Source organism: Bradyrhizobium sp. (assembly GCF_035570375.1).
Classification (GTDB): Bacteria; Pseudomonadota; Alphaproteobacteria; order Rhizobiales; family Xanthobacteraceae; genus Bradyrhizobium.
Map to the genome: position 1 here is coordinate 1 of NZ_DATMLW010000145.1, position 5,395 is coordinate 5,395.

Sequence of the window (5,395 nt, forward strand, 5' to 3'; positions counted from 1 at the left end):
GAATTCGTTCGTCGCCGACAGCGCGGCTTGCGTCGCCGGCGGCGCCAGCAAGTCGAATTGCGCGGGATCGTACGACCAGGTCTCGTTCCTGGCCGACTACTTCCTGACCAAGCATCTCGACCTCTACGCCGGCATCACCTACGCCAAGGTGCAGAACGGTCTCGCCTCCGCATTCCCGGGAACGCCGGGTGCGAAATTCGGCTTCGCCGGCACCGGCACCAGCGTCGATACGGTGTCGGCGATGACCGGCTTCCGCATCAGGATCTAAAGCGGCTGGAAAGGTCCCCCGACCGACGAATCTTCCAGCCAAAGCCTGCCCCGGCGCTACTCCCGGGGCAGGCTTTTATTTGTGCCGTTGGAGGTTCAGGCCCAGATCCGACTCTGCATTCGGATGGCAGACAATGCCGCCCTGCAGGATTGACGGTAGAAGAGGTTGATGATGATGCCCAGCATGATCGACCCCGCTATTTGACTGAAAACAAATCCAGCAAATGTCGGTTTCAGGCGCGTTTCGTCGCGATTGAAAACGGTTTTGTCGCGCCTTGCTGGCCATCCCGTTTTCGTGAGGGAGGAGGCCAATGTGTTGACGTCCGCGTGAGAGCCCCCAAGCTCAGCCCTGCGGAATCGCGTGTTTGATCCACCTCAACGATTGGCCGCTGCCTCGACCTATGCTTGCACCCGGCGTCCTGCAGGGCGTTGATTTTGATTTCATGCATTTATAGTTCGGGAGTGTTGATCATGTTCCGAAAGACGATCATTGCGCTGACCGCAATTCTGGCTGTCAGTCTGATGGCGCCGACTGAAGCGTCCGCTTGGCGCGGCGGCTGGGGATGGGGCGGATGGCGTGGCCCCGGTTGGGGTTGGGGTGTCGGCGCCGTCGGTCTCGGCATCGGTCTGGGCCTGGCCGCAACCGCACCATGGGGAGGATACGGATATTATGGAAACCCCTACGGCTATGGCTATCCTTACTACCCCACCGACTACGTCTACGGCGCCTGCTACCCCGTCACACAGCAGATTTGGACACCGTGGGGCTGGCGCTGGCGGCAGGTTCAGGTGTGCTGAATGATTTTGCGAATCCCGATTGTGACCTGACGGCGCCATGGCGGCAAAAAAGCGTGAACGCGCTTCTTGCCGCCATGTTCGCCGTATTTTGGTCGCCTTGCAGGATCGCCATGACGCAGTTGACCCGGTGATCAGGCGGATTGCGTGAGATGGGTAACAAGGCATTTGAGAAATTCGCGGAGCATCTGGTTTCCGATGTCGCCAGGGTCATCTGGAAAACCGACGAGACTCTTCACGCCGCTCTTGAACAGCATCACCTGTCCAGATGGCATCCGGCTTCGACGGCGCCATACAATCAGGATCTCGAACTGCGCGTAGCCGAAGACGGCAGGAAAACCACGATGCCGTTTCCCTGCCGGCATACGAACGCGGACGAATGGATCAACGTTGATCTTGGGGTGCCGCTGAAAATCGAGCCGGTCGAATGGCGCGCCTGGCAAAGGAGCAAATCGCCGCAACCGCACCAGTCGTCGATTTACGCATCCGAGGCGTCGGCGGCTCGCCGGCTGGCTGCCTTGCAGGAGCATCAGATCAACCCTTCGGACCAACCGTTCCCGAAGCCACCGGCCTGACCGGCACACGATATCCCCCCTCCAACCCCAAAACTCATTTTTCGCTCGCTACGGCCGATCGGTAGCTTGATGCAAATCAATCGGCCGGCACGGTTGGCGGACTAATTTGCATCGGTCCGATTGGGCCGATCGTCCAGACCGTGGGGTGATTTTATGAAATCGATTGCACTGGCCGTTGGTGCCGTGGCCGCCGTTTTCGCAACGTCGGCATCGGCGCAATCCGTCAATTTGACCGGGGCGTACCGGTGCGTCCAGACATGCCGCGGCGGTCTCGTCGGCAATCCCGCCTTCATCACCCAGAATGGGCCCGAACTCAACCTCTTGAACGAAGCCGGTGAGGCCTCCCGCGGTTGGCCGGATTGGTTCGCACCTGCAACCCGGATCTGGGTCGAGCGCTATAATTTCGGCGCCGTCTACTCGGCGGACGCCATCACCATTCAGTTCGATAACGGAACGATCTGGCAGCGTGATGCCGGCCCGCCGCTGCGGGCCCGCTACTAGTAGAGTGGATTTGACGTTCGCTGCCCACCTAGCCGCAAGCTCGCAATGCGAATGTCAAATCCAAAGAACGCAAGAAAACTCGCGAGCCTCTCGGCCTGGCAGCTCTTTGGATGATCGGACGGCGCAATGCCCAACTTCCAATTCAGTCTCGTGTCGCCCGAAAAACTGCTGTTCGGCGGCCAGGTCGAACAGGTGGACGTGCCGGGGCTCGAAGGTGACTTCGGCGTCCTTTCCGGCCATGCACCGATCGTGGCCGTGCTGCGTCCGGGGATTGTCACGGCAATGGCCGGCACGAACCGCGAGAAGTATGTCGTATTCGGGGGCCTTGCGGAGTTTGCGGAGGAAGAGCTCACGATCCTTGCGGACTCAGCATCTTCTGTCGACGACGTCGATCTCGCCGAACTCACGAGCCGGATCGAGGACTTGAAGCAGAAGGTAACGGAGATGCCGCCGGGAGATGAACTCGACCGCGCCATTGCGCTGCTTGACCACTACAAGTCCATTCACGTCAACCTGGCTCCGGCGACCGCCTTTTAGTCAAGCCGCAAAATATTTTGCGACCCGATCAGGACCGAACGCATGACCACCTTCGATCAACGCGAACAGGGTTTTGAGGCCAAATTCATCCACGACGAAGAGTTGAGATTCAAGGTGATGGCGAGATGCAACAAGATGCTGGGGAATTGGGCGGCCGCTCAGCTGGGCTTGACGGGCGATGCCGCCGCAGCCTACGCAGATGGCCTCGTCACTACCGATCTTGAAAACCAGACCCTTGAAGTCACTTTGCAAAAAGTGTCGCAGGACCTTGCGAACAAGGGGATCTCGCAACAACAGGTGGCCATGCGAATGAACGAATTCCTTCACGCTGCGCTAAAGCAGATCGAATCGGGTCAATAAGCCCAAGTATCTTTGCGTCGTCTTAAACTTAAAAAAGGGAGATATTTGATGAAGAAGAGCCTTCAAGCGTTGGTCTGCGCGGTTGTCCTGGGACTCCTGGGAGCGGCGAGCGTTTCCACGGCATCACGGGCAGAGACCGGTGCGGTCCGCGTTGTCTTCACCAAGGGCGGATTTATCATAGGCGTCGGCGGCGGGCGGGGTGTTCTGACCTTCAGGGGTCACCACTATCCGTTCACCGCGTCCGGCATGAGCGTCGGAGCAACGATCGGCGCATCGACCATGGAGCTGGTCGGGCGTGCGCGGAATTTGCACTCGCCCGGAGATCTCGTCGGCACCTACAGCGCGATCGGCGCGGGCGCGGCAGTCGCCGGTGGTGCCGGTGGCGTCGCGCTGCAAAACGCCCGCGGCGTCGTTCTCGAATTGCACGGCGTGAAGGTCGGCCTGGAGCTCTCGGCCGCCGTAGGCGGGGTCACGATTACGATGCCGTGAAGCAAATTTCTCCATCGAATGCCAAAGTGGCTGCTTGATGCGGGTAGATGGTCTGAAGATGATGCAGGCAGCCGCTTATTCCATCGTCGAAAAATTGCGCGATGGGCGCTCCGTTGTCATTCGGGCTCTCAAGCCCGAAGACCGGAGCGCGATGCTTTCGGCGGTTGGGCGTGTCAGCGCCCAATCGCTCTATCGCCGCTTCTTTGGTCCCAAACGCGGCTTCAGCGAGAAGGAAATCGATTTCTTCGTCAACGTTGATTTCACCGAACATGTGGCGCTCGTCGCCTCGCTCAACGAGAGCGGCGAGGACGCCATCATCGGCGGCGGCCGGTATATCGCCACGCAACCGGGTACTGCCGAGGTGGCCTTCGCGATCACCGACGAATATCAGGGAAAAGGAGTCGGATCGGCTCTGCTGCGACACCTCATCGTGATCGCGCGCCAAAGCGGCCTCGAGCGCCTGGTTGCCGAAGTCCTGCCAGAGAACGCTCCGATGCTGGCGATGTTTCGCAAATGCGGATTCGTCACAAAAAGAAGCGGAGGCGCCGTGCATGTGACGCTGGATTTGAGAGCATGAAGGCACGATTCTGGCTTGAAGGATGAAACGACCCGGGCTTTCGGAGCAGCGCGCATTTTACGTCAATTTTTCTTTGGTGCTATCATCAGCGGCTGCAACATTGCAATTCATGCAATGATGATGCTTGTCGTGATCGGTGTGACGCGCAGGGTCAGTGAACTGACGTCGTCACGTCAAGCGTTGCGGTTGACCGCCGTGATGGTGGCAGCCGTTTCGCTGTTGATGGTCGCTCATTTTGCAGAAATCCTCGTTTGGTCTTTGGGCTATGCGATCGTCCATGTCGCACCTGAAGGTGCCGATCTCGTTTACTTCGCCTTCGTCAACTACACGACCCTCGGATACGGGGACATCGTTCCCCTTGAACGCTGGCGTCTGCTGGGGCCGATGACGGCGATGACTGGCGTGCTTTTGTTCGGCTGGTCCACTGCGGTCATTTTCGAGGTTCTGCAAAAAGTACTCTCGTTGATCGAGAGCGCGAGGGGCGGTCAAGCTTCATAAAGCCTTGATCCCGGGAGGACGCTGGCGTTTGGCAGCGTTCTCGCGGTCACCTTCACCCGCTTCCGGCAACTGGCTTGCTCGCCGCCTTGAGCCGGCCAAGAATATTCGCAACGCCAAATCCCACGGCAAGCGTGATGAAGACGGCCATAATGCACTCGACCGTCGCCCGGTCATCGGGACTGGAAACGGACAAGAGCGGTGCCATCGCAGCGCCGACGTTGCGAGTGCACAATCCGAGCGCAAGAGCGCTCTTTTTTTCATGGGAAAGGCCGAAACCAAGACCATAGGCGGCAGCGGCAAGCGTGCAATAGTACAGGACCTGCGCAGCGATGACATAGCTTCCCACAGCGCCCAGGAAGTCGCGCCAGTACAGCACCACGACGATGCTGAGCATGACCGCGATGTCGGCGCCCGTTATTTTTTTCACGACCGGATGGGCCCGCTCGGCGAGGTCGCGCGCGATGAACCGGATGCAGATGCCGATCACAAGCGGCAACGCGATAAAAAGCAACAGGGGCTTGGCAATCGTCAAGGCATCAGCTGACAGTTGTGGCGCAAGAACGGGAATCGCCTCCGGCAGGATGATCAGCGTGCCGATTGAGGCCAGCAGCAGATAGGCGGCGACGTAATTTAAATCCGCACCGGCCCTTGCCGCGAGTAGCGGGACGAAAGGCGCGCATGGCGCCAGCCCCAGAAGGATGAGGCCGATCGCGTAAGGTTCCGCCAGCGGCAGTACTCTCGCCAGCAGCACGGCCAGCGCCGGACCGACGGCGAAGCTCCAAAACACGGCGGTCAA

At 59.5% G+C, this 5,395-nt stretch carries 10 protein-coding genes; 9 read left to right on the plus strand and 1 reads right to left on the minus strand.

Annotated features, from left to right (window positions below; translation table 11 throughout):
• The 9 genes from VNX23_RS15275 to VNX23_RS15315 all read left to right on the plus strand — a co-directional run.
• Nucleotides 1-268, plus strand: a 268-nt coding sequence (locus VNX23_RS15275) for a hypothetical protein (protein WP_325631338.1), incomplete at its 5' end; no start/stop codon positions are given.
• 470 nt (nucleotides 269-738) lie between these two features.
• The gene (locus VNX23_RS15280; protein ID WP_325631339.1) at nucleotides 739-1,065 is read left to right on the plus strand and encodes a hypothetical protein; all 327 of its coding nucleotides are present in this window, start codon (nucleotides 739-741) and stop codon (nucleotides 1,063-1,065) included.
• A 149-nt stretch (nucleotides 1,066-1,214) separates the two neighbouring features.
• On the plus strand, nucleotides 1,215-1,637 hold the full coding sequence (locus tag VNX23_RS15285) for a hypothetical protein (RefSeq protein ID WP_325631341.1): 423 nt from the start codon (nucleotides 1,215-1,217) through the stop codon (nucleotides 1,635-1,637).
• Between the two features lie 153 nt (nucleotides 1,638-1,790).
• Entirely contained in the window at nucleotides 1,791-2,138 is a 348-nt protein-coding gene (locus VNX23_RS15290; RefSeq protein WP_325631342.1) for a hypothetical protein, read from the plus strand.
• A 126-nt stretch (nucleotides 2,139-2,264) separates the two neighbouring features.
• Nucleotides 2,265-2,675: a F0F1 ATP synthase subunit epsilon gene (locus tag VNX23_RS15295; protein WP_325631344.1), complete on the plus strand. Its 411-nt coding sequence runs from the start codon at nucleotides 2,265-2,267 to the stop codon at nucleotides 2,673-2,675.
• A gap of 42 nt (nucleotides 2,676-2,717) precedes the next feature.
• Nucleotides 2,718-3,035 (plus strand): DUF1476 domain-containing protein, encoded by a 318-nt coding sequence (locus tag VNX23_RS15300; protein ID WP_325631345.1) that lies wholly within the window; start codon nucleotides 2,718-2,720, stop codon nucleotides 3,033-3,035.
• Between the two features lie 48 nt (nucleotides 3,036-3,083).
• Entirely contained in the window at nucleotides 3,084-3,524 is a 441-nt protein-coding gene (locus VNX23_RS15305; RefSeq protein WP_325631347.1) for a hypothetical protein, read from the plus strand.
• Between the two features lie 37 nt (nucleotides 3,525-3,561).
• Entirely contained in the window at nucleotides 3,562-4,101 is a 540-nt protein-coding gene (locus VNX23_RS15310; RefSeq protein ID WP_414643007.1) for a GNAT family N-acetyltransferase, read from the plus strand.
• A gap of 15 nt (nucleotides 4,102-4,116) precedes the next feature.
• Nucleotides 4,117-4,599 carry a potassium channel family protein gene (locus VNX23_RS15315; protein ID WP_325631349.1) on the plus strand — a complete coding sequence of 161 codons (483 nt, stop codon included), beginning with the start codon at nucleotides 4,117-4,119 and terminating at the stop codon, nucleotides 4,597-4,599.
• A gap of 52 nt (nucleotides 4,600-4,651) precedes the next feature.
• Here the strand turns inward: VNX23_RS15315 and VNX23_RS15320 are convergent.
• On the minus strand, nucleotides 4,652-5,395 hold a 744-nt coding region (locus VNX23_RS15320), incomplete at its 5' end, for a hypothetical protein (protein WP_325631351.1).